General features: G+C 41.6%; 27 protein-coding genes and 1 tRNA gene. 11 read left to right on the forward strand and 17 right to left on the reverse strand.

Translation table 11 applies throughout. The features are described 5' to 3' along the window. Positions 1-78: 78 nt before the first annotated feature. Positions 79-1125 carry a hypothetical protein gene (locus tag OXIME_RS00980; protein ID WP_393971626.1) on the forward strand — a complete coding sequence of 349 codons (1047 nt, stop codon included), beginning with the start codon at positions 79-81 and terminating at the stop codon, positions 1123-1125. Next, positions 1109-2236 (forward strand): CaiB/BaiF CoA transferase family protein, encoded by a 1128-nt coding sequence (locus tag OXIME_RS00985; RefSeq protein WP_393971627.1) that lies wholly within the window; start codon positions 1109-1111, stop codon positions 2234-2236. The genes OXIME_RS00980 and OXIME_RS00985 overlap by 17 nt, the downstream gene beginning before the upstream one ends. On the opposite strand, the gene OXIME_RS00990 is transcribed toward OXIME_RS00985, so the two are convergent. Both OXIME_RS00990 and OXIME_RS00995 read right to left on the reverse strand, forming a co-directional pair. Then, complete coding sequence (locus OXIME_RS00990; protein ID WP_393971628.1) at positions 2233-2709, reverse strand: 3-isopropylmalate dehydratase; 477 nt, start codon at positions 2707-2709, stop codon at positions 2233-2235. The genes OXIME_RS00985 and OXIME_RS00990 overlap by 4 nt on opposite strands. Further along, on the reverse strand, positions 2710-3933 hold the full coding sequence (locus OXIME_RS00995) for an aconitase/3-isopropylmalate dehydratase large subunit family protein (protein ID WP_393971629.1): 1224 nt from the start codon (positions 3931-3933) through the stop codon (positions 2710-2712). 91 nt (positions 3934-4024) lie between these two features. Here OXIME_RS00995 and OXIME_RS01000 point away from each other — a divergent pair, with 91 nt between their 5' ends. The 4 genes from OXIME_RS01000 to OXIME_RS01015 all read left to right on the forward strand — a co-directional run bounded on the left by OXIME_RS01000 (position 4025) and on the right by OXIME_RS01015 (position 7109). Continuing rightward, entirely contained in the window at positions 4025-4669 is a 645-nt protein-coding gene (locus OXIME_RS01000) for a helix-turn-helix domain-containing protein (protein ID WP_393972226.1), read from the forward strand. 167 nt (positions 4670-4836) lie between these two features. After that, entirely contained in the window at positions 4837-5166 is a 330-nt protein-coding gene (locus OXIME_RS01005) for a YidH family protein (protein ID WP_393971630.1), read from the forward strand. 102 nt (positions 5167-5268) lie between these two features. Then, a complete protein-coding gene (locus OXIME_RS01010; RefSeq protein WP_393971631.1) occupies positions 5269-5619 on the forward strand; it encodes a carboxymuconolactone decarboxylase family protein in 351 nt (116 codons plus the stop codon). 221 nt (positions 5620-5840) lie between these two features. Then, complete coding sequence (locus OXIME_RS01015) at positions 5841-7109, forward strand: MFS transporter (RefSeq protein WP_393971632.1); 1269 nt, start codon at positions 5841-5843, stop codon at positions 7107-7109. A 25-nt stretch (positions 7110-7134) separates the two neighbouring features. On the opposite strand, the gene OXIME_RS01020 is transcribed toward OXIME_RS01015, so the two are convergent. The 4 genes from OXIME_RS01020 to OXIME_RS01035 all read right to left on the reverse strand — a co-directional run bounded on the left by OXIME_RS01020 (position 7135) and on the right by OXIME_RS01035 (position 10299). After that, positions 7135-8310 carry a cation:proton antiporter gene (locus OXIME_RS01020; RefSeq protein WP_393971633.1) on the reverse strand — a complete coding sequence of 392 codons (1176 nt, stop codon included), beginning with the start codon at positions 8308-8310 and terminating at the stop codon, positions 7135-7137. Between the two features lie 337 nt (positions 8311-8647). After that, entirely contained in the window at positions 8648-9049 is a 402-nt protein-coding gene (locus tag OXIME_RS01025; protein ID WP_393971634.1) for a hypothetical protein, read from the reverse strand. An 84-nt stretch (positions 9050-9133) separates the two neighbouring features. Then, positions 9134-10111: an Archaeal actin-like protein gene (locus tag OXIME_RS01030; RefSeq protein ID WP_393971635.1), complete on the reverse strand. Its 978-nt coding sequence runs from the start codon at positions 10109-10111 to the stop codon at positions 9134-9136. Beyond that, the gene (locus OXIME_RS01035; RefSeq protein WP_393971636.1) at positions 10111-10299 is read right to left on the reverse strand and encodes a hypothetical protein; all 189 of its coding nucleotides are present in this window, start codon (positions 10297-10299) and stop codon (positions 10111-10113) included. The genes OXIME_RS01030 and OXIME_RS01035 overlap by 1 nt, the downstream gene beginning before the upstream one ends. 125 nt (positions 10300-10424) lie before the next feature. Here OXIME_RS01035 and OXIME_RS01040 point away from each other — a divergent pair, with 125 nt between their 5' ends. Genes OXIME_RS01040 through prpB form a run of 3 tightly spaced genes read left to right on the forward strand, consistent with a single transcriptional unit; the run spans position 10425 to position 13530 of the window. Next, positions 10425-11276, forward strand: coding sequence for an aldo/keto reductase (locus tag OXIME_RS01040; protein ID WP_393971637.1), 852 nt, complete (start codon positions 10425-10427; stop codon positions 11274-11276). 51 nt (positions 11277-11327) lie between these two features. Beyond that, positions 11328-12662 (forward strand): MmgE/PrpD family protein, encoded by a 1335-nt coding sequence (locus OXIME_RS01045; protein WP_393971638.1) that lies wholly within the window; start codon positions 11328-11330, stop codon positions 12660-12662. Beyond that, on the forward strand, positions 12643-13530 hold the full coding sequence (gene prpB / locus OXIME_RS01050) for a methylisocitrate lyase (protein ID WP_393971639.1): 888 nt from the start codon (positions 12643-12645) through the stop codon (positions 13528-13530). Before OXIME_RS01045 ends, prpB begins: the two co-directional genes overlap by 20 nt. Before the next feature lie 30 nt (positions 13531-13560). On the opposite strand, the gene OXIME_RS01055 is transcribed toward prpB, so the two are convergent. The 10 genes from OXIME_RS01055 to OXIME_RS01100 all read right to left on the reverse strand — a co-directional run bounded on the left by OXIME_RS01055 (position 13561) and on the right by OXIME_RS01100 (position 19824). After that, positions 13561-13923 carry a Mov34/MPN/PAD-1 family protein gene (locus tag OXIME_RS01055; RefSeq protein ID WP_393971640.1) on the reverse strand — a complete coding sequence of 121 codons (363 nt, stop codon included), beginning with the start codon at positions 13921-13923 and terminating at the stop codon, positions 13561-13563. Beyond that, positions 13910-14713: an NAD(+) kinase gene (locus tag OXIME_RS01060; RefSeq protein ID WP_393971641.1), complete on the reverse strand. Its 804-nt coding sequence runs from the start codon at positions 14711-14713 to the stop codon at positions 13910-13912. Before OXIME_RS01060 ends, OXIME_RS01055 begins: the two co-directional genes overlap by 14 nt. Before the next feature lie 11 nt (positions 14714-14724). After that, positions 14725-15489 (reverse strand): inositol monophosphatase family protein, encoded by a 765-nt coding sequence (locus tag OXIME_RS01065; protein ID WP_393971642.1) that lies wholly within the window; start codon positions 15487-15489, stop codon positions 14725-14727. Between the two features lie 112 nt (positions 15490-15601). Then, positions 15602-16471, reverse strand: a complete 870-nt coding sequence (locus OXIME_RS01070; protein WP_393971643.1) for a DNA-directed RNA polymerase subunit D — start codon at positions 16469-16471, stop codon at positions 15602-15604. Next, positions 16428-16811, reverse strand: coding sequence for a 30S ribosomal protein S11 (locus OXIME_RS01075; protein WP_393971644.1), 384 nt, complete (start codon positions 16809-16811; stop codon positions 16428-16430). Before OXIME_RS01075 ends, OXIME_RS01070 begins: the two co-directional genes overlap by 44 nt. Continuing rightward, positions 16808-17407, reverse strand: coding sequence for a 30S ribosomal protein S4 (locus OXIME_RS01080; protein ID WP_393971645.1), 600 nt, complete (start codon positions 17405-17407; stop codon positions 16808-16810). The genes OXIME_RS01075 and OXIME_RS01080 overlap by 4 nt, the downstream gene beginning before the upstream one ends. Continuing rightward, positions 17408-17947: a 30S ribosomal protein S13 gene (locus tag OXIME_RS01085; protein ID WP_393971646.1), complete on the reverse strand. Its 540-nt coding sequence runs from the start codon at positions 17945-17947 to the stop codon at positions 17408-17410. Between the two features lie 173 nt (positions 17948-18120). After that, the gene (locus tag OXIME_RS01090) at positions 18121-18408 is read right to left on the reverse strand and encodes a DUF357 domain-containing protein (protein ID WP_393971647.1); all 288 of its coding nucleotides are present in this window, start codon (positions 18406-18408) and stop codon (positions 18121-18123) included. A gap of 13 nt (positions 18409-18421) precedes the next feature. Then, positions 18422-18733 (reverse strand): hypothetical protein, encoded by a 312-nt coding sequence (locus OXIME_RS01095; RefSeq protein WP_393971648.1) that lies wholly within the window; start codon positions 18731-18733, stop codon positions 18422-18424. 38 nt (positions 18734-18771) lie between these two features. Continuing rightward, entirely contained in the window at positions 18772-19824 is a 1053-nt protein-coding gene (locus OXIME_RS01100; RefSeq protein WP_393971649.1) for a class I SAM-dependent methyltransferase, read from the reverse strand. 79 nt (positions 19825-19903) lie between these two features. Here OXIME_RS01100 and hemC point away from each other — a divergent pair, with 79 nt between their 5' ends. Continuing rightward, positions 19904-20812, forward strand: coding sequence for a hydroxymethylbilane synthase (gene hemC / locus OXIME_RS01105; RefSeq protein ID WP_393971650.1), 909 nt, complete (start codon positions 19904-19906; stop codon positions 20810-20812). A gap of 17 nt (positions 20813-20829) precedes the next feature. Next, positions 20830-21552 carry a uroporphyrinogen-III synthase gene (locus tag OXIME_RS01110; RefSeq protein ID WP_393971651.1) on the forward strand — a complete coding sequence of 241 codons (723 nt, stop codon included), beginning with the start codon at positions 20830-20832 and terminating at the stop codon, positions 21550-21552. Here OXIME_RS01110 and OXIME_RS01115 read toward each other — a convergent pair. Continuing rightward, positions 21534-21608, reverse strand: a tRNA-Met gene (locus OXIME_RS01115). The genes OXIME_RS01110 and OXIME_RS01115 overlap by 19 nt on opposite strands. Between the last annotated feature and the right edge of the window lie 30 nt (positions 21609-21638).

Here is a 21638-nt window from a genome sequence, read left to right on the forward strand (position 1 = left end):
TTTATTTACTTTTTTTATTTTATAAACCTACTAATCCATTAGCGTCTATATTTATATAACGATCTCAAATTTTGTATTATGATATCGGACGATACCCTAAGAGAAGGAATGCAGGGGCCGGGAATTAGTTTCAGCACTGAGGAGAAGAAAAAACTTGCGGATAAAATATCCAGTTGCGGTATCAGCAGAATACTTGTCTCATACCCTTCAGCACACCAATCTGAATGGGAAATAGCGAAATACCTATCGTCCAGAAACAGGTTTGGGGAAGTGTATGGACTGGGCAGGGCTATTAACTCAGATATAGACCGCATACATTCCAGTGGGGCTCACATATCCCTTCATTTTCCCTTCAAGTACAATAGTTTGGATGAAGTCTACGATTCCATAAAATATGCTGTTTCTCTGGACTGGTTAACAGAAGTTGCAGTTGTTGATGTGACGCAGTACGGGATCAATCAACTCATGAAGATAGTAAAAAGACTCTCTGATCTTGATGTGCACACAATTCAGCTCCCCGACACCAAGGGAAAGGCGAATCCCAAAATAATAAGTGAAATTGTAGCCCAGGCGAAGAGAATAACAGATTCAAAAATTGAGATACACTGCCACAATGATCATGGGCTTTCAGTTGCAAATGCTATTGCTGGAATTGAGGCAGGATGTGACTATGTGGATACAACATTCCTTGGCATAGGAGAAAGAAACGGAATAACTGACACGCTGACCATAGCACAGTATCTTCTTGACACAGGACTCATAGACAAAGAAAGCGTTGACCACATGAGATCTTTCTCTGAGGAGATGCTAAACATTATAATCGGGAAAGCTGGCCTATCATTTTTCAAGAACAACCTTCCCAATATAGGAGATAATATCTCCACACACACTGCAGGCACTCACGCAGCTTTTTCTGATGTGTTTGGTGGAACAAGATTTTCCGTGAATGTTTACACCGGAAGGTCCATGATCAAACGCATATTGGAGGCAAACAGACTTAGCATAGATGATCAGGATCTAACTTCACTTATTGAGAATATTAAGAATATTTCAGCTGAAGAGGGAAGGACTATACCTGCGGCAGAAATAATTGAGGAGGCAGGAAGGTATGTACAGAGTGATTGAACTTGGCCATATAGTCGCCGGACCAACCGCGGGTCTCATTCTTGCGGAGATGGGATTTGAAGTCATAAAAGTGGAAAGACCTGTAACTGGAGATATTTCGAGGAATCTTACCGGTCAGAGTTCAGGTTCATTTCCGTACTACAACCGACTGAAAAAGAGTGTGACCCTGAATCTAAAGACAAATGAGGGGATTGAAATTCTTAAAAAATTAATAATGAGTGCAGATGTGATCATTGACAACTTCAGCTCGGATTTTCTCATGAAGCTTCATCTGGATTATGAGAAGATACACAAAATGAACAGAGGACTTATATATGCAACAATAAGAGGCTATCGGTCTGATGAAGGAAAAGAGAGGAAATCGCTGGACTATCCAATTGAGATAGACTCTGGAATTGCTTTCATGACCGGCCTAAAGAACCGGCCACTTAGGGTTGGAGCCTCACTAGTAGATATGTTTTCCGCCACCATGGCAGTTGTCGGGATATACAATGCGCTTCTGGAACGCGAGAAAAGTGGAGAGGGTAAAATGGTGGATTCTTCTCTTTTTCAAAATGCCATGTTCATGATAGGTCAGCACATTGCTACATATCAGGTCACAGGGAAAGAACTTGATCCCATCAATGAAGCTGGATTTGCATGGGGAATATATGATTTCTTTGAAACCTCCGATTTAAAAAAAATATTTATCGCAGTAACAACTGATGAACAGTGGGAGAAGTTTTCTGGAATTCTTGGCATTGATCAGGAAGAGAGAAAAAAATATGCCACAAACGCCGTAAGATTTGAAAACAGGGAGATACTGATTCCAAGATTACAGGAAATCATAGGAAGATTGGATTCGGCTACAATTGAAAAAGGACTTTCAGAAAAGGGGATTGTATATTCCTTCCTGCGGAGACCCTGGGATCTTCTCATGGACCCTGGTGCCCTCAAATTCATGAACAGGGTGGAGTTTTCAGGCAAAACAATGCATATGCCTGCCGTCCCTGTGTCTCCAAACAGGAATGAGGCGGTTCCAAATCTTGGTCAGCACAATGAGGAGGTTCTGTATGCACTTGGGTATACAAAGTCCGATGTTTGTAGTTTTCAGGAAAAAGGCATTATCTAGTTTTTGCCCACCATTGTCCTGGCGAACTCCACCATGCCTCCAGAATTTATTATGTCAAGGGCAATTCCACTAAGAGGCATGAAAATCCACTGGCCTCCTGAGGAAATTACCCTGTGATTTTCCATGTCGATCTGAACTTCTTCACCATCTCTGAATGCAGATGTATCCTTAAGTATGCCAGGGTAAAGGCCAACATTTATGGCATTTCTGAAGAAAAGCCTGGAAAAGCTTTTTGCAAGGACCATTCTTATTCCGAGACGTTTCAGGATCAAGGGTGCCTGTTCCCGGGAAGACCCGCTTCCAAAATTCTCACCGGCAACAACTACATCCCCAACCCTTACCAGATGGGAAAAATTTGGATAGACAGATTCAAGGCAGTGTGACATCTGTTGTTCCAGAGGAAGGTGAAGGTATCCTCCCGGAGCTATAGTATCAGTGTCAATGTCGTTTCCCATAAGAAATACTCTTGCCATTCACTCACCCGGTACTGTTATTCTGCCTTCAACTGCACTGGCAGCTGCCACGTAGGAATTGGATATGAACACCTTGCTCTCGGGATCGCCCATTCTTCCACGGAAATTCCTGTTAATGTTTGTTATGCAGACTTCACCCTTTGCAAGAACGCCCATGTGAAGCCCTGCACATGCACCACATGTTGGAGGAGCCACAGTGGCACCTGCATCCAGGAATATATCAATAATTCCTTCCTTTATGGCCTCCTTGTAGATTTTCCTGGTGGCCGGAACAACAATCATCTTGACATAATCCTTGACGGTATTTCCCTTAAGCATCTCCGCCGCTTCCCTTAGATCTGAAATTGTCCCGTTTGAACAATTCCCGATATAAACTTGATCTATACGTGTTCCAGCATATTCTTCTGCTTTTGCGACATTGCCGGGGGAGAACGGAAAGGAAATCAGTGGATCTATGTTTGATAGATCAATTTTCATGACTTTTAAATTTGAGTATTCATCGCTCTTCAGCCATGTGTTTTTCACGCTATGCCCCTCGTTGAATATTATTGATGTCTTTGCCCCTGCCTCAACTGTCATGTTTGCTATTGAGAGGTCATCGTCCCTGTTCATTTCGCATTCCCTTTCAATTCTGAACTCAATGCTCTTGTAGTTTGCACCATTGGTTCCAAGAATAGACATTGCCTTCAGTATGAGGTCTTTACCCGCAATATACCTTTTTTTCCTTCCTGTAACTCTTATGAGGATTGTTTCAGGGACCTTGAACCAAATCTTTCCAATAGATAGAAGCGCAGCCATGTCTGTTGATCCAAGACCTACTCCCATTGCACCTGCAGCCCCGGCAGTCACAGTATGTGAGTCGGTCCCAACTACCAGCATTCCCTCCCGTATTATGTTGTTCTCAATGAGTAAAGTGTGTTCTATCCCCTCACCATAGGGGACTATATCCCAGCCCTCCTTCTTAGCAAAGTCTGACATGTTGCGAATATTATTTGCACTGGCACTGTCTTTTGGTGGGTATATATGGTCATTGACAACTACCACCTTACCTTTAAAATTAACCTTTTCCCCATTTATTTTCTTCATTGTTTCAATAGTTAAGGGCCCTAGAACGTCATGCATGTAGGCCAGATCGGGTTCTCCCCATACAAATTCCCCTGCCTTAACATCCTTTGCGGATATCCTTGAAAAAATCTTCTCTGCAGACGTCAGGTTATTCTCCATGGATCTTCATTGCTTTCTTAATACATATTCCTTTCCAATAAAAAAGGTTTTAACCCCCTTAGATATGGATCAAGGAATGTTTTTCTTGGAGATGAGAGTAAGCGGCCTATGCAGCCTTGCAAGATCAAGCAATTACGGCAGGCATCCAATATTGATACAGAATGCAAGAATTGTTTCAGGGGAGACCAACCATATTTTGATCATGATGCCTGCAAGAGGTGCTGAAGACGTTTTTGCAGTCATGAAAGATGATCTTCAGAAATTCAATGTCAGCAGATACGAGAACAACATTTTCGTGGATGCCCTTAAAACCGGGCATGGAATGCTGAAAGACATATTTGAAGAAGACGTGTTTCCCTTATTCCCCATCGTTGCTTCTGCTGGCGTGGAAACATTCAGGGTTGTTTCACAGGAAAAGGCCAGGCTTGAAACACTTCTTGAAAAAGTCAATCAACATAACAAGGTTGAGCGGTACACGCTGGATAAAGTTTCCTTCGCTGAAATTATGACCAGAAATATATTCTCCTCTGTTTATCCTTCTCTTTATGGACTGACCGATAAAGAGATCGGCATAATGAAGGCTGCTTTTTCTGGTGGCTACTTTGAATGGCCAAGGGTGAATGATCTGGAGGATATATCAATGGAGAATGGCATTTCTAAGGTGACCACACTGTACCACATAAGAAAGGCAGAAAAAAAGATAATCGAGAAAATATTCAGCAGAAGGGTTGCCTGAACCTTTATTTGTAAGTCAAGCCATGCATTTGCATCCAATTGATCTAATTGCTTTCAGTAAAATTCCTTAAAATGAGGTGAATTACCTTATTCGCTGTTTTATATACTATAACGACATTTTGCTTTACGGATCAAGGGAAAGACACACTTGCAACTGTAACCGACCACATGGCCAACGAACGTACCTATCTTGCATGGGTCAGGACTGGCATAACAGTAATGGCGTTGGGGTTTGTGGTTGCGAAGTTTGGGATAATAATTAGGGAACTTGTTCCAAATGCTCCCAGTACATCCTACCATTTTTCATCGGCTACTGGAATTGTGCTTGTTGTAGCAGGAGGATTTCTTCAGTTGATGGCCCTTAGGAGCTTTTTGAGAAATAAAAAAAGCATAGAAAGCGGTGATTTCCTTCCATCTTCCGTGGGAGTTATTGCTGCAGGCATAATAATCCTCTTGATAGCTGTTCTTTTGATAGCCTATTTGATTATTTCACTTTGATAGAGAGAAGTATGAGATTTTCAGTTTATAAAATTTAAAAACTCAATAGTTTGTCTCATATCAGAATTAGAAACTTTTTAATGTGGTTCATGATTGAGAATAGTGACAGAGACGTTATCAGTAAAGAAAGTCAATGAAATTGGAGGGCTGTTCAAGGAATTATCAGAGAAAATGCCGAAGGAAACTTCAGGTTTCATGGAATTCAACAAAGCTGTTCTAACCCCAGGTAAACTTTCCATGAAAGAAAAAGAGCTCATTGCTGTTTCACTTGCAGTGGCCACTCAGTGTGAATGGTGCATACCATATCATGTGAAAAATGCTCTAGAGAGTGGAGCAACTGAGGAGGAAATACTGGAATCTTCCTACATAGCCGCACTTATGAAAGGAGCCCCGGCTCTGATGCAGATTAACATTGTTCTTGAAGCAATAAAAGAATTTTCAATAAGAAAATAGTAGATATCAGTGGCAAATGGCCAGAGAAAGCTTTTTTTATCTATTTCGTGTTATTAATTCATCAGGGCTTTGCTTATTTCCATATTTTCAACCCTATGTCTCCCCTTTCCTTATGTGACAGATTCCCTACAATTGTTTAAGCGGGAAAAATTGTGTAATTTCATGGTATTATGAAAAGATTATTTAACATGGCTTTTCTAGGGAATAAATTTCCGATACAAATGAAAAATGAGACCTTAATTGCTATCCGATCCTTTGTAATTGCTTCCGGAGCAACAGCTGCTGCCACATTTGTCGGTGTTTTTGGAGTTTATATTGGAGCGTCTGCGGCAGAGATGGGCTGGCTTCAATCTTCCTCTAATTCTCTCAGTAACTCTGGCCAGCTGATTTGGGGAAGGATCAGCGATCGATTTGGAAGAAGGGCTCCGTTTATCATTGCAGGAAGCGTAGCCAGCGCCATACTATGGCTGATCATGGCATTTATAAGAACGCCGGTCACCCTGATCATTGCCTACGCACTTCTGTCCCTTTTCAGTGCAATGATAGCAGTGAACTGGTATTCATTCATAGCAGATAACATATCAACAAGCAGCAGGGGACACTTCCTCTCAAGAATCAACAACCTTGCTTCAATCGGGACTATAATTTCTGTATCTGTAATGATATTTCTCTTCAGTTCCGATGTTACATCTGACATAATCATTCCCTTTGGTGCTGCCTCGGCTGCATATATTGTATCTACAATACTTGCGTTCAGGCTAAAGGAAAAGAAATTTCAAACCAGAATTACAGCAAACTTTATGAAGACACTTAGAAGTCTGAAAAAAAACAGGTCTTTCTATAAATATTTCGTTGCAACAAACGTGCAGTCCCTTTTCTGGTCAATGGCATGGCCAATGTTTCCCATAACAATAGTTTCAGTTATGCATTTTTCCCTGAGAATAGTTGCAACCCTTACTGTAGTTTCACTTGTATCCAGCATAGTTTCACAGATCTTTATGGGCAGGGTCGTGGACAAATTCAACCGCATACCGCTGATATTTGCCAACAGGGTTATGCTGTGCCTTATCCCTGTAATGTATGCACTTTTCTTCTCCTTTAATGAGTTTATTATACTGGAAGTATACAGTGGCTTTGTGGGTGCCATTCAGAGTACAGTTATGACCTCGTACTTGATGGATGTGGTTCCAACAGAACATAAGGGAGAGTACATGTCAATCCTTAATGGGTTCAATGGCGGCATATATTTTGCAGGAGCCATAATAGGGGGATATCTTCTTACATTTTTCCTTACCATATACCCACTGAGAGAGGCCCTTTTTGCCGGGTATATGATCGTATTTGTTGGAAGGTTTGCCTCATCACTCCTATTCCTAAGGCTGGAAGAAGTTGGTGACAAAGGAGACCGCAAGAGCTGGCCTCTTTATTCAATACTTATGAGAATGAGACAACCCGGTGCACCTTCTGGTGGAAATCTTAGGCCAAAATAGCAATACAGAATATTTCATTGGCAATTCATGTTTGGAATTCTGACAGCTTTTCATAAGAATCCCTGTACTGACGCTGTACAAATGGTGTCATAATTACTGAGATTATTATTGTCGAAATTACCGCTATTGTGTACATTTCAGGGTTTATTATGTTTTGGTTTACGGCTATGGTTGCGATGATTATGCCCACTGCCCCTCTCCCCCCAAGTATTCCTGCAGTGGTTCTTCTCCTGACCATCTTCAGTATCTTACCTGACCTGAAGTATGTAAGCCCACCGCCCACAAGGATACTTACAGAACTCAAGACCACTGCCAGAAGAATGTAAGATTTTTCTGGTACTATGACCAGGAGACCTGCAATTCCAAAAAATATGGGTATGAAGAAGCCTTCGTTGATCCTGTTAAGTGTTCTTGTGAGTATCCCCTGAAGTTCCTTACCCACCATGACCTCACTTATAATCATACCGGCAAAGAAAGCTCCCAGTATATATGAGACTCCAAGAAATTGAAATATGCTTGCAACGAGGAGCCCGCTTATGATCACTGAACCGAAGATTATCTTCTCCCCCCTATCCCCTGCATGTAGCTTCTTGAATATCCCCACAACGGCGTCTGTATTTTTTTTAATGTAATTATCCAGTATGAATAAAATGACCAGGAATATAGCAATTGCCGGAATAATGTATAAGATTTTTATGAAATCAGTCTCAATGCTTATTATTGAAAACGCTATAATATCAGTAAAAACAACGCTGGCAAGAATTATGCGACCGTCTAATGTTTCCAGCAGATTATACTGTTTTATGATCACTGATATTATGGATATGGAAGGCACCCCTACTGAAACGGATAGTGCAAGCGCTTGTAGGATGTGTAAATGAAACAGATAGAAAGAGACGACAAACATCAGAGTTACTGGAATGATGAAGCTAGTTATTGTAAATCCGAAACCTTTGGATGTGTTTTTCCTGATGAGATCAACTGTGACTTCCACCCCTATGAGAAGAACGATGAAAAAAAGTGATACCTCAGAGAAACCGTTAAGGACTTCATTAGGCTGTATCCAGTTAAGAATAGCCGGACCAAGTATTACACCGCTAATCAGTTCTCCCGGTACAGCAGGAAGTTTAAATTTTTCGAAGAGCTCTCCGAGAATCAGAGAGAATACCAGAATTCCGAGAAGTGCTAAGAGTATGTCCATGGTACGAGGACCTATAATATAAATCACTTTTAAAAGTTTCCAGATTTATAAGGGTGTTGCACAATTCAATATGCATATTTCATTCCCCTCATACTATTGTAATACTGAACCTCCAGTGCCATTCCTGTACAATATATTCGGGTTTGACCGCCATTATTATCTTCCCCATTTTTCTCTTAAGCCTAAAAAATATATTTCAATTCAGTGTTATCCATATTCCACGGATCTCTTTTACCTGTTTTCAGATCTCTTTCTTATGGTCCAAGATTGAAGTTCTCTAAACCCTCTGTTTAACTCTACAGGGTTTTAGTTGAGATTTGCATTAGGATAACTTATCCTATTTTATCACAAAGTCTCCGACTTCGGACCATTTTCCTTCCAGTTTTTTCTTAAGGTTCTCAATCTCCTTGCGATCTACATCCTTCTCCCTTTTCTTAAGTTCTTCGGGAACAGGAATAGTTGAGGAGTTCATCTGTGTTGTAAGGGCTGCCATGTAACTGGAATCTCCCTTTACCTGCCTGAGCAGATCGTCCAGTCTTCCATCGATTATATTCAAAACTTGCTTTAAGATACCGTATTCTAATGATTCCTGCAAAGCTCTCTTTATTACATCCGCGTCAGATTCACCGGTTACCCTGATCAGGTCTATGGCTGTAAGGTCTTCCTTGGTTAAGGTAATCCGGTTTTCCCTTTCTTTTTTTTCCACAACAGAATTCTCCTCTGTTGCATCAGATTTCATCTTTTCAGTCCCTGGCAATCATTCCCTGGATCCCAAAGTATAATGGAAAGACAGGTATGGATATAAAAAATTCTGGAAGTGAGGTCACTGGGACCTTGCTGCCGCATCCCTGTACCCAAGGGCGTTTGCAAACTGCACATCGCCTGGAGGGATATCTATGAGTGTTCCAGGAGCCAGTACTTCCAATTTCTTTCCTATGAGGGCAGATCCTCCGCCAACTGGTATTAGTGCACTTACCCTGTCCAGCTCTTCTCTGAGATTCTCCCTTAGCTTATCAAGTATTTTTGATGTAAGGGCCCTCAGTATTGGTTCTGAAACTTTCGGCCCTCCAACCTCTCTCTGTTTGAAGAAAACCGGGTTTGCAAGAGCTTCTCTGGCTATATCAGTTGGGACAACAAAGCCTGTCTCCTTTGCTATTGCCTTTCCCACTGCAGTGACTGCGTCTCCAACACCAGCCTGTATACTGAAGGACATTGGTACTATTGGTTCCATGTTCTTCAGATTTATTGTCAGGACATCAGTTGTTCTTGAACCGATATCTATTACAAGGCCAAAGCCCACCTGCTGCTTCAGCAGTCCCTGTTCTAAGAGATACAGTGCAGCCCCTACTCCTTGCGGCCTCATGACCATTCTGGAAATCATGAATCTTTTGACTTCGCCATTTCCGCCTTTTATTGCTATCTCTTTCCCCTGGAGGGCTTCTCTTGCTGCGGCAACTTCATGCTCAAATGTACCAAGAGGGGTTCCACTGCCAAGAACTATACTTGTTGTGCTGTCCGATCCTCCAACCCCGCTCAACCATAGAGCTCCAGCCAGAAGAGGGTATGAATCCGGATCTGAAAGCCTTCCGTCTCCCTGCGGTTCACGTACTGTCGAACCTGTTGCGTTCTCTCCGAACACAAATGGATCTTCATCGTTTATGCTCAAGACTGTGGCGTTACCGCCCATACCCCAATCCCTGTTTTCTTGTGGGGCCCATCTAGAGGGGAATTTCTCCCGCTTTCCATTCTCACCTACAACCTTCGTATCTCCATATCCAAGATCTACTCCTATCGATATCATTAATGAATACCTCCATTATGTGCAATGGGAATACAACTAAAACAATACAGTATATAATTATTCTCTATGGTATACATTGCATGAGACTTAAAATTTCTAAAAATCCCATGGGTTTCAATGATCTCCTCAAAATATTCGGGAACATTTTCCCCCATGTATCCCATACCTCTTTCTATGTCGTATTTCATTTAAGTTTTATAGACGAATCTGCTCTTAAGGTTTTAGTGCATGGTCATGCAATTTCGCCGTTAATTTCGCTTTTGAAGCATCATGATAAAAGCCCTTTTATGCGTATCAGCCATACATAGTTCATATGATATACAGGGAATTTGGCAAAACTGGATTCAAATGCTCAGTGATAGGCATGGGTACATATTATGATCCTCTGTGGATATTAGGGGCTAAAGTTTTTGGTCTCAAGAAAGGTGAAAAGGAACATGTGGATGCAGTTAAAGCCGGACTTGATGCCGGCATTAACCTCATTGACACAGCTGAACTCTATGGGACTGAAAAGCTTGTTTCGCAGTCAATTGCAGAGAGGAAGAGAGACGATCTTTTCATCGCAACAAAGGTCTTTTTCAACCACCTGAAATATGATTCTGTGATCAAATCCTGCAACAGGAGTCTCAGAAACCTTGGAACATCATATATAGATCTGTACCAGATACATTTTCCCAGCAAACGTGTTGACATCAGGGAGACGATGAAAGCAATGGAAAAACTTGTTGACGAAGGCAAGATAAGGCATATTGGAATAAGCAATTTTAACCTCCAGAAAACAAAAGATGCCCAGTCAGCCATGAAAAAGTATGAGATTGCTTCCACCCAGATGCCCTATAACCTCTCAAGGAGGGATTTTGAAAAGAATCTGCTTCCCTACTGCCGGGAAAACAGAATTGCTGTTCTTCCTTATTACCCTCTTGGCCATGGTAAACTGATTTCACAGTCCAACTGGCCCCCTGAACTTTTGAACCATATATTTGAGAAATACGGGATAAAGAGCACAGCACAGATGGCACTTAACTGGCTCATAACCAAGAGCGACCTTATATTTCCCATTCCACGTGCTTCATCAAGGAATCATGTACTTGATAACGCTGCTGCAGCAGACTGGGTTATGGATGAAGATGACATGAGAAAGCTTGAATCTGCTTTTCCATTATAAGAATATCTCTCTTTTAGGTAATATCTTTATTTCTCCAGGATATTTCCTTCCATGGATGAAACAGCCAACCTTATTTTTGAGAACTCAAGGAAAATAATGTCACACGGAATGGGAGATGAAACTGCAGATGAGATAAAGAAGAGAATACTGGATTCCATTTATGTAGCTTATGGATCCATTAATGCCCAACCCATAGTTATTGAGAGGGCTTCCCTTCTCCCTTCTTCCGGAAAGCGAAATTCTACAATATATTTCACCAGGCAGCAGGCTGCAGTGGATGTTGCCACGCTTATCAACGGAAGCATGACCAGATACCATGATTTCAGCGACACTTATCTTTCAAAGGAGGCGCTGCATCCTTCGGATAACATACCGCCGGTTCTTGCAATGGCTGAAACCCTTGAATCTAACGGTCAAGATACAATAAGATCCTTAGAGGCTGCTTACCAGGTAATTGGTGCACTCTCGGATGCAGTTTCCATCAGAGATAGAGGATGGGATCATGTTACGTATATCTCCATATCAGCAGCAGCAGGGTTATCTTCCATAATGGACCATGAAAGTGACAAATTTATAAATACACTGAATCTGGCCATAAATAACAATATAAGCCTGAGACAGACCAGATCAGGTGAATTGAGCATGTGGAAGGGGTGCACGGCTTCAAACGCATCAAGAAACTCTGTATTTGCTGCTCTTCTTGCAGATTCCGGCTTTACGGGCCCTTCACCAATTTTCAGCGGTGAAATGGGTTTCTTCAGACAGGTTTCCGGACCATTCTCACTTGACTTTAGCAAAAATCACATACTTCAGACCATGATAAAGAACTATCCTGTTGAATATCATGCAATGAGTGCTGCAGAGGCTGCACTTCAACTCAGAGAAAGCATTAAAGGGGAAATCACAGGCATTGAGGTTGAGACTTTTGAGGTTGCCAACAGGATCATTATCAAAGACCCTGAAAAATTGCGTCCAAAAACCAAGGAGACGGCCGACCACAGTATGCCTTACATAATTGCCTACTGCCTAACATACGGAAGGCCTGGCCTAGATGCCTACGATTCCAAGTATCTTAATGACAAAAAGATTCTCTCAAAGATAGACATGACCAAGTTCACAGTTTCAGATAGATTCAATAAGATGTATCCTGGATCTCTTCCGGTGAGGATTAATGTGAAAACCTCAATCGGTGAGTATGAAAAAGAGATAACAGTACCCAAAGGACATTATAAGAATCCTTACAGCTGGGAAGATTTGCTGAACAAAGGAATTAGTATAATGGAAGAAAAAGATGCAAAAGATCTTTTTGATGTTGTCAGATCTCTGGATAAAAGAGATGTTGTTGATCTTTTTGAGGTGATGTCAAATGTCAAGAATGAGAGATAATGTTAACCTGGGTCCCAGAGGATTCAGAGAACTCATGAAGGCAGGTTTCATAAGCATTCCCGGCGTTTTTGATGGAATTTCGGCAATTCTGGCAGAAAGAGCTGGTTTCAAGGCAGGTTATCTTTCCGGGTCCGCTGTTGCAGGTGTCATGGGTTTACCAGATCTTTCTGTCACCACGCTTACTGAGGTTGCATTTGAAGTACAAAAAATAACGTCAATAACGCCAATACCCATAATAGTTGATGCAGACACAGGCTTCGGGGAGACCATGAACGTTTCCCGAACAGTAAGGCTGCTGGAGAGATCTGGAGCTGCTGGAATGCACCTTGAGGATCAGGTTCTCCCAAAGAGATGCGGGCATCTGAACGGGAAGAAGATTGTTGAACCGGATGAGATGATAAAAAAGATCATCAGCGCTACCCAGTCCCGCAAGGACCCCGATTTTGTTATAATTGCAAGAACAGATGCAAGATCTGTTAACGGCATTGATGATGCAATTGAAAGGGCAAACTCTTACATTGAAGCGGGGGCTGATGTCATTTTCTCGGAAGCGCTTGAAAGCCATGATGAATTCAGGAAGTTTGCAAAGTCGGTAAAAGCTCCCCTCCTTGCCAATATGACAGAGTTCGGAAAGAGCCCACTCATTTCAACAGAAGATCTGGAAAAGATGGGGTATAGCATGGCTATCTTCCCACTTACGGCTTTCAGGGCAACGCTGAAGACAATGGAAACAGTGTATGGAAAACTTTTTAGGGAAGGAACTCAGACAGGTTTGATGGATATGCTGATGACCCGTTCTGATTTTTACAGCAATATTGGATATCAACAGTACGAAAATGATGAAAGGGAGATACTGGACAGATCATGATTATTTCATTTATAGCATTTTATCTTTTTCCTAAATGACCCTGAGATCTACCCTCTGTGCCTTCCTGTTGTAAGCGGAATAGCTGCTAGGAGTAAATGGGTAACCCACAATTATGTGTATGGGTCCTGTATTGGAGAACATGTGCTTGTCTTCGTCTGACGGGAGTGTGACGCCGGAAGGATGAGAGTGTACAGAACCCACCAGTGTGAAATCGATGGGCTTGTTGTATAAATAGAACATAGTATGCCGGTCGCCCTGGATTGTACCCGGCATAAGTGCTATCTCGTAAATTATATCGCCTTCTGCCCTGAGCAGGGCGCCGAATTCCTTTGGCATGCTGTCCTTCGACGCCTCCATTATCATGATGAGAGTTCTTCTCCTAATTGACCACATATTTTATGAGTTTCTCCCTTATTCTTTCATAAAATGACTGCCTGAGGGTTACAAACTGGGCTCTGTGCTTGGAAACGCCTATCTCAACTATATCTGAGCTGTTAATTGGATATTCAACCTGCCCGTCAAGTATTACGGTGCACTGCTGGTCTTTACCAACAAGCTTGATCTTTATTGTTTCAGCAGGAGACGCCACTATGGGCCTTGCTCTTGTCCCGAAAGGCGCAAGGTATGATATGACCATTGCGTCCATTGATGGCATTACAAGAGGTCCTCCAGCGCTATATGAATATGAGGTGGAACCTATGGGAGTTGCAATAATGACTCCATCTGCATTTGTTCCATCCACAAAATGATCTGAAACATAGATCTTGAATTTCCTGATCTTGGAGATCTTTGCTGTGTGGATGACTACCTCATTTGTGCACTCCTCAACCTCCACTCCGTTTATCCTCACTGAAAGCTTCATGGTTTTCTCGATACTGTACTCTCCCCGTATTATGCGGTAAATGGAACTTTCCACATCGCCTATCTCCACCTCATTGAGAAAACCAAGGCTCCCCATATTAATTCCCAGGATTGGCCCTCTTGCAAGCTGAAGGGCACGAAGAGCGGTGCCGTCGCCCCCGATAGCTATGATGATGTCAGCGTCCAGTTTTTCAAGATCTCTTCCCTTTGTATTGAGATATTTTGAGGCTTCGCTTTCGTAAATTTTTTCCCATTCGTTAGGGAGTATGTCCACTATCCTCTTCATTACATTGGAACATCGTTTGCAGTCTTTCCGCACCACAAATGCAATCCTCATCTAAGTTCCTCCAACAAATCCTTGTTGCATGAGGCATAAAATTTCCCCCTTAATGTCACATCCAGACCCATATTCAGAGGCATGTGGTCTGAATCGAGAACTTCGCCTCCTGCTTCCCTTATCATTGCAGTTCCTGCCGCAACATCGATATTTCTTATCCTGCTCTCAGGTGACATATAGGAAACAAGATCAGCTGATCCGGTGGCCACGAGGGCCATCTCCAGTGAAGCACAGCCCAATATTCTCCTTCTCCCTCCCATTTTAATAATTCTGGACGTAAATGGATCTGGTTGGCTCCCAATATTGATTATGTAGCTTCCTGTTCTGGATGGAAAGGCTGCTTTTCCATTTTTCCGAACACCGTGTCCCTTTTCTGAATAATATGTGTCGCCGTTTACAAGATTCATGATAAACCCTGTATTCAAAGTTTTAAACTCTACCCCCATTGTTGCAATAGATATTGAATAAAATGGTATTCCATTAAGGGCATTGTATGTTCCGTCGAGAGGATCTACCAGCATGTAGTCTCTATACCCTCTCTCCACCATCCCTACCTCTTCTGATATTATATTGAATGGAAGGTCCAGTTCTTTCACACGGTTTATGAGGATGTCCTCGCAGATTTTGTCCGGGACTTTTGTTGCTGTTCCATCAGCCCCCATTCCTGTAACATCAAATCGTACTTCCCTGTCAAGCATTGAATTAAGTGCTTCCATGGCTTCCTTTCCAATGGATTCCAGATTATTATAGTATGATGTCATGAATGTAAGGAAAAATGAAAACCGTATATAAGTATGACCCAGCAGCCTGATCTTATTTAATTTTTCAAAATTTGACTAATATCTACTCAGAACATTTTACTCAATACAGAAATCAGTCCACAGCCGAAAGGCTTTCGAGAAGGATATTAAGCCTCTGAGGAATTCTCTTAAGAGCGTATTCCAAGACGTCTATTGCCTTAAGGGAACCATCTGTTTCGAATTTGAATATGTATGTGGTGTCATCTTCCCTCACATCCACATTTTTAGTGTCAAGAAGCTCTCTTATCCATCTGCATGGTGTGTCGTCAGAGAAAATGATTTCCTTTGCAGTCTCCTTAACAACTGAATTAGGACATTTTTCCTTAAATACTGCCCAGTTCTCAACCTGGTCCTTTTTAACAATATATTCCCTATGATATTTGTATGATACTGCTGATGTTACCTGCCATTTTGCATGATCTTTTCCCCGACCCAGCACGGCTTCTGCACTGACCAGAATGGCTTGATTTTTTCCAAGCTTCACTATTGGTATTTCCCTGTCTGCTGGCACGAGTTCCGGGTTCCCTAAGGGTTGCATATCTCCCGAAGATACTGATCCAGGCCCTATTTTGTTTATTGAGTATGTCATTGTACATAGTGCACAGCCCTTTCCTTCGCATATGCACTGATCCCTGAAATTCATTGAAAGATCGGATACAAGAGGTACCAGTGAGAGCCTGTGGGCAACGATCTCGTCAAAAAGAGGGAGGGACGAATCATAAACATTTCCCTCAGCATCCCTTATCTGTCCGTGATGAAACGTAACCTTATCTATGGCCAGTTTTGGTATGTCATTTATAAGTGTTCTTCTGAGAGCGTTTGCTATTGTAGGAGTAATTCCATCGATTGAAAACCTGATATATCTATCCTTAACTTCAATCAACTTGAGGGACATCTGATTAAACTCTCCTGCCTCTCTTTCCGCCCTTTTTCTTGGTTCCATCGTGGGCGATAGGTGTTACCTCTTCAATCCTGATGATCTTGAACCCTGCCCTTGAAAGTGCCCTTATTGCCGATTGAGCCCCCGGTCCGGGTATTTTTGACTTGTTTCCTCCTGGCGCCCTCACCTTGATTATAAGGTCTGAAATTTCTTTCTCCCTGAGTTTTTCAGCAATAAGATCTGCTGCCTTCATAGCCGCATATGGGCTGGATTCGTCTCTGTCGTTCTTCACCACCATACCGCCGGTAGCTTTTGCAAAGGTTTCGGCACCAGTGGTGTCTGTTACAAGTATTATGGTATTGTTCTGTGATGCGAAAATATGGGCTATTCCTGTTTTATTCATCGTCTATTCTCTCCGTTTACCGCTTTAGCTTCTTCCTGAATACTCTCCCTGTGCTGGACCTGCGATCCGTTGAGAAGTACCTGCCTTATTGGGTGAAGATCATCATTGAGTGCAGATCTCTCGCTGTATCTTATACTCTCTTCCTTTGACCCCTCAACCATTATGCCAGGGACATTCACTCTTCTTCCATCGAACTCAACATGTCCATGTGTTATGATCTGCCTTGCCTGCTTTGGAGTCCTGGCAAGGTTTTTCCTGAAAACAATGGTCTGCAGTCTTCTTTGAAGGATATCGTCTATGGAGAGTGACAGTACATCATCAAGTGAGGCATTCTCCCCAAGTATGCTGTATCTGCTCAATCTCTTTATGAGATCCTGGAACTGTTTCTGGGAAAACTGGTCTTCTGTCCTGAGTTTTGCCTGTAGTTTTCTTGCCTGACTCCTGACCGATTCCAGCATAGCCTGACTCTTCCACAACTCCCTCTTATTCTTGAGACCGTATTTTACAACTATCTCCTTCTCTGAATCTATCCTTTCTTTTTCCCAAGGATGCCTTGGTGTTGCGTATTTCTTTTTCGGAAATTTTGGATCTCCCAATCAATTACCCCCTTGTGTCCCCTCTTTCTTTCTGATGACACCAACACTTAGACCTTTTCTTCCATTTGATCTTGTTCGCTGACCCCTTACTGTTTTACCTTTATCATGTCTCAATCCTTTGTATGATTTTATCTTTTTCATAAGATTTATATCATCCTGGATCATTATTTCAAGGTCGTTTGATACAAGATTGAAATTCTTCCCCGAAACAGTTTCATTCCTGTGATTTAATGTCCATGCCGGAAATCCAGCATACTCCTTTGATTCTATAAACTGCCTTATCTTTTCTATATCTTCTTCTTTCAATTCACCTATTTTTTTTGTTTTCGGAAGATTTAGTTTGTTTAGAATTGCTGTGGATAGTCTCACCCCTATTCCCTTCAGATCAGCCAAGGCCAGTACAAGCTGCCTCTCACCATTAATGTCACGGCCAGCTATACGGACTATGTACTGAAAATCCTCCCTCTTTACGTTCTTTTTGGTTTCCTTCTTCCCTTCTGTTTTAGGTGCCTCAGGTTCCTTTGTTTTCGGTTTTGCCATTTGATCATCCTTTTAATTTAAGATTACACGACTGAAATTGCGACAGATGCGTAATGCACTGGTCAATAATCAATCTTTCTTCATAGACTGAAGTGTAGGCGGATTATTAAAGCGACAGTCTTAAAGGTTGCGATTCATATTTTATTCAATGAAATACCGGGTAAAACATAATGTCATCTGAAGAGTGTAAATAAACGGTGATCGGAATCTCCATCAAAAATCCCAAGCCTGATCATTGAATCAATCCAACCATAAGAATAATTTATTGCTGCAAATGCATTGATGAAGTCACCTTTACCGTAAAAGTATTTTGCATCACTGAAATAGCTGGAGATCATCTCCATTGCATCTCTGCCCATTACTTCGGAATAGGAGTCCTTTGGAGCTATAATCTTTATTTTTTTAAGGGCTTCTTCCTCTATCTTTAGGTATTTTTCCACCCTTTCCTGGAGTTCATTCATGTTCAGTCTTAAATTATCTGTATTTGGTATAATCAGCTACGAGATCCATCAGTTTCTTCTCAGTTTCATTGTCTATGATCCCTTCGCTGTGTTTCTTTGAGATATAGTCCTTGACCTCTTTAGTACCCTGTTTTGATGCAATAGAGTAGACACTCCCCTTAATAGCGCCTTTGATGCTTTCTGGTAGCGGGTCCACAATCTTGCCGAGAAGGAAATTGAATTCATCTGTCTTTCTCATATCCAGTTTCTTGCTTCGTTTCTGTTTTACAGGATCCTGATGACTTTTCTGTCTGAAGTTTTTAACAAATCTTTTTCTTACAACCACAGCGTATCATAATAATATGTTATTTATAATTTCCCAAATTATCCAGCCTCTACGTCCGACCCCTGCCCTGTGTACTTCATGATTCGTAAGTAAGCAGAAATATGCCAGAGATTTGGTGCATATGACTTTACACGGTGGAGGCCTTCCACTGAACACCTGACCCCAAGCCTCCTTATTTTGCTTATAATGTGTTCACTGCATGTTTCAATCTCCTCTGTTGAAACAAGGAAGTGAACTATTATTCTCCCATTATTCTTCAATCTCATTATTCCGTGTGCAATGTATTCAATGGATGAAAAATTGCCCATTAAAATGATGTCGGCCCTGATATCAGGGACAGTAATTCTGCAATCACCCAGGTGAGTTTCTATTATCTGGTCCAGCCTGTTCCATATGGCACTTTTTCTCAGGTACTCCAGAGATAGAGGATTTATATCAACGCAGTGAACAGACGAAGCTTTTGTGTGCCTTGCAATCTGAAGGGAAAAATAACCTATACCTGCAAACATGTCCAGCACTTTCTCCCCATCTCTTATCAAATTGAGGAAATTATGCCTCTCGTTGACATTCCCTGGAGAAAACATGACTTTTTCAGGATCAAATATGTATATTACACCGTTTTCCAGATGGTGGATTTCTCCACCTTTTCCTGCAATTAGAGAAATTGCAGGTACTCTGTCCCTGTTCTTCACTCCTCCCATGATCCCGTATACGGATGAACACCCCGTTGCCTTAATAAATGCCTCACCTATTTTTTTCTTATTCTTCATGCTACCGGAAAGCCTGAGTATTACGGAGTCCCCATATACTATCCATTTATGAGGAACTGATTCTGGATTTATGCCTGAATTCTTAAGTTCAGAAATGATTTCATTATAAGGATTCCTTCCATTAATTCTTTTACTAAACTGGTATCTCCCTGTTTTAATGTTTAATATTGAAGAGCCAGCTTCTGATTTGATTGGTATATACACAGTATCACCATCCTGCCTAATTTTCAGATTCTTTTCTAATATATTGTGGTGTAAAAGAAATGATATGATTGAGTCAGCCTTCTCTTTACGTACTGAAACGCCTGGATTGGATAACATTGAACGTATGATTCCCAAGAAGTAAATATTGATATCTAATTCAGTTTCATGTCTTTCAAGATTGTAGGGGTGTCCGGCTTTGAATAAACATGATGAAGAAGACATCTCACTTGGGTCCAGATCCAGCCATCTTGCAATTGCTCAGACGAAGATGGTAAGATCAGAACTACTTTCCCTAGGGATCAATTCCAAGATCGTGAAACTGAGTTCAAAAGGTGATATTGATAGAAGCGTCCCACTTTACAGAATGAAAGGGACTGGAGTATTTGTGGAGGAATTAAACAATAAGGTACTTGACGGTACAGTAGAAGCAGTTGTGCACAGTGCAAAGGATGTACCGTCATTAATACATCCAGATCTTGAAATCTCTGCTGTTCTTGAGAGGGCTCCCCCAGAGGATGTCCTGATTTCCAAATTCCCTCTTGGCGAATTGCCTGAAGGATCAAAAATTGGTACCTCCAGCATACGAAGAATAAGATCACTGGTCTGTTCAAACCAGAAAATAAATGCGGTGGACATAAGAGGCAATGTTGATACCAGAATCAGTAAATTGAAAAAAGGGGAATATGATGGGATAGTCCTTGCAAAAGCAGGACTTGAGAGGCTTGGAATTAAAGAAAATTCATATTCCCTACCTACAGATGAATTTGTGCCTGCCCCCAACCAGGGGATCATCTGCATAATTTCAAGAAGAAATTCAGAAATTTCAAGAATAATGAATAAGATTTCACATGAACAGACAATGCAGGAGATGAGGATCGAAAGAAAGGTGGTTGAAGAACTTGATCTTGGCTGTTCCGTACCAGCTGGGATACTTTGCAGAAAGGAAAGTGACAGATATGTCCTTACTGTGAGATTCTACTCCCTGAAGGACAGAAGATCCATATTCCTTAAGAATGAGATCAGAGGACCAGAAGATGTGGATGCAATTGTAGACAACATAAAAGTTATTTTTCCGGATGACTTCGGATACAGACTGGGGCGGTAGAACTGGGAAAACGAAAGGTGGTACTCACAAGACCTTCGGAAAAATATTTTCCTTTCAGAACCAGAGGTTGTTTTGAATACGTCAACATACCTCTTACTAAAACTGTCCCCGTTTCAGAAATTGACTCCACAATGAAAGAAATCCAGAATTATGGACCAAGATACTTTGTCTTCACAAGCACCATCGGATCGGATATCTTTTTTTCGCGATACTCTCATCCTGATCCAGAACATGTTTTCATAGCAATTGGATCCGTTACTCTTAACAACATAAAGAATCATGGCTTTGATGGCCTGAAACCAGCTATAATGGATTCATCAGGCCTTGGGAGGTTGATTGCCAGTGTTGTAAAGAAAGGAGAAAGGGTGGCGCTTTTAAGAAGCAATAGATCTACTGATGAACTTCCGGAATTTTTGAAATCGGAAGGGATAGATTACAGGGAATACATTATTTACAATATTGTTGAACTAAACCACAACCGGCTTGAAAGCTACATACTCGAAAACAATGTTTTTGGAATAGTGGTTACGTCTTCAATGGAGGCTGAGATTCTTGCAAGAAAATGCTCAGAGTCCATAAAGAGCAGAAACATAATTCTATTTCCAATTGGGACACCTACAGAAAAAACCCTGGTATCAGCAGGATTTGATAACATTGGGCTCAAGGGATCATCAAACATTGATAACCTCATTGCAGGCATTGAAAAAAAATATTGCAGCAATAGCGGGGAATGGATTTGAACCATTGATCTACGGGTTATGAGCCCGTCGGGATTTCCTAACTACCCCACCCCGCTTCCTCAGGTCATTGTAAGAAACAATATAAT

This window comes from Oxyplasma meridianum, from assembly GCF_038024865.1.
Taxonomy (GTDB): domain Archaea; phylum Thermoplasmatota; class Thermoplasmata; order Thermoplasmatales; family Thermoplasmataceae; genus Oxyplasma; species Oxyplasma meridianum.

Bases quoted from the DNA above. Each gene is read 5' to 3' on its own strand.
- OXIME_RS01000 (WP_393972226.1), top strand. From the start codon at position 4,025: ATGAGAGTAAGCGGCCTATGCAGCCTTGCAAGATCAAGCAATTACGGC.
- OXIME_RS01015 (WP_393971632.1), top strand. From the start codon at position 5,841: ATGAAAAATGAGACCTTAATTGCTATCCGATCCTTTGTAATTGCTTCC.
- OXIME_RS00995 (WP_393971629.1), bottom strand. From the start codon at position 3,933: ATGGAGAATAACCTGACGTCTGCAGAGAAGATTTTTTCAAGGATATCC.
- OXIME_RS01025 (WP_393971634.1), bottom strand. From the start codon at position 9,049: ATGAAATCTGATGCAACAGAGGAGAATTCTGTTGTGGAAAAAAAAGAA.
- OXIME_RS01030 (WP_393971635.1), bottom strand. From the start codon at position 10,111: ATGATATCGATAGGAGTAGATCTTGGATATGGAGATACGAAGGTTGTA.
- OXIME_RS01045 (WP_393971638.1), top strand. From the start codon at position 11,328: ATGGATGAAACAGCCAACCTTATTTTTGAGAACTCAAGGAAAATAATG.
- OXIME_RS01070 (WP_393971643.1), bottom strand. From the start codon at position 16,471: ATGGAACCAAGAAAAAGGGCGGAAAGAGAGGCAGGAGAGTTTAATCAG.
- OXIME_RS00990 (WP_393971628.1), bottom strand. From the start codon at position 2,709: ATGGCAAGAGTATTTCTTATGGGAAACGACATTGACACTGATACTATA.
- OXIME_RS01040 (WP_393971637.1), top strand. From the start codon at position 10,425: ATGATATACAGGGAATTTGGCAAAACTGGATTCAAATGCTCAGTGATA.
- OXIME_RS01075 (WP_393971644.1), bottom strand. From the start codon at position 16,811: ATGAATAAAACAGGAATAGCCCATATTTTCGCATCACAGAACAATACC.
- OXIME_RS01065 (WP_393971642.1), bottom strand. From the start codon at position 15,489: ATGACATCATACTATAATAATCTGGAATCCATTGGAAAGGAAGCCATG.
- OXIME_RS01100 (WP_393971649.1), bottom strand. From the start codon at position 19,824: ATGTTATCCAATCCAGGCGTTTCAGTACGTAAAGAGAAGGCTGACTCA.
- OXIME_RS00985 (WP_393971627.1), top strand. From the start codon at position 1,109: ATGTACAGAGTGATTGAACTTGGCCATATAGTCGCCGGACCAACCGCG.
- OXIME_RS01005 (WP_393971630.1), top strand. From the start codon at position 4,837: ATGGCCAACGAACGTACCTATCTTGCATGGGTCAGGACTGGCATAACA.
- OXIME_RS01085 (WP_393971646.1), bottom strand. From the start codon at position 17,947: ATGGCAAAACCGAAAACAAAGGAACCTGAGGCACCTAAAACAGAAGGG.
- OXIME_RS01090 (WP_393971647.1), bottom strand. From the start codon at position 18,408: ATGAATGAACTCCAGGAAAGGGTGGAAAAATACCTAAAGATAGAGGAA.
- OXIME_RS01020 (WP_393971633.1), bottom strand. From the start codon at position 8,310: ATGGACATACTCTTAGCACTTCTCGGAATTCTGGTATTCTCTCTGATT.
- OXIME_RS01035 (WP_393971636.1), bottom strand. From the start codon at position 10,299: ATGAAATACGACATAGAAAGAGGTATGGGATACATGGGGGAAAATGTT.
- OXIME_RS00980 (WP_393971626.1), top strand. From the start codon at position 79: ATGATATCGGACGATACCCTAAGAGAAGGAATGCAGGGGCCGGGAATT.
- OXIME_RS01055 (WP_393971640.1), bottom strand. From the start codon at position 13,923: ATGTGGTCAATTAGGAGAAGAACTCTCATCATGATAATGGAGGCGTCG.
- prpB (WP_393971639.1), top strand. From the start codon at position 12,643: ATGTCAAGAATGAGAGATAATGTTAACCTGGGTCCCAGAGGATTCAGA.